Annotated in this window: 1 pseudogene; it reads right to left on the reverse strand. The window is 41.3% G+C overall.

What is annotated here, in order from left to right:
- Nucleotides 1-518: pseudogene (locus tag ACFIMP_RS10000) on the reverse strand (autotransporter outer membrane beta-barrel domain-containing protein); the annotation flags it as partial.

Consider the following 518-nt stretch of genomic DNA (forward strand, 5'->3'; position numbering starts at 1 on the left):
TTGGACCTTCTGCATGAAGTCCATAACCATCAGATGATGTAACTGCAGCTTTTTCGTCTAAAGTAATGGCGCTGCCTTCTTTAGCATATACCCCATCAGTTTTTCCATCGAATGAACCTCCAGAGACTGTTATTGTGGAGCTATTATTTGCAAATATGCCTGTTGTCGCTTTAGTGACGGTTACATTGTTTAAAGTCACAGTGCTTTTTTCGGCGCTTATTCCTTTATCTATCAAGGCGTCATCTTTGCTGCTCGATATTTTTACATTGTCCAGCGTGTTTTTATTTTCATCATTTCCGCTAGCGTTGAAAAGAGCACCTATTTGAGATGCTTTAATGGAACCACCGGTCATACTGGCTGTAGCTGTATTTTGTATATCAAGGCCGTTTGCAACTTTTTCAATGGTTGTTGTGCCTTTTAATGTAATGACGCTGTCAGCGCCATCGGCTTTTGCGCCGGTTCGGTTGTCATCTGTGGTTGTTAAAGAAACATCTGTGGCATCAATCTGTCCACATTTT

This window comes from Bartonella sp. AP65SXKL (assembly GCF_042195725.1).
In the GTDB taxonomy this organism is placed as follows: domain Bacteria; phylum Pseudomonadota; class Alphaproteobacteria; order Rhizobiales; family Rhizobiaceae; genus Bartonella.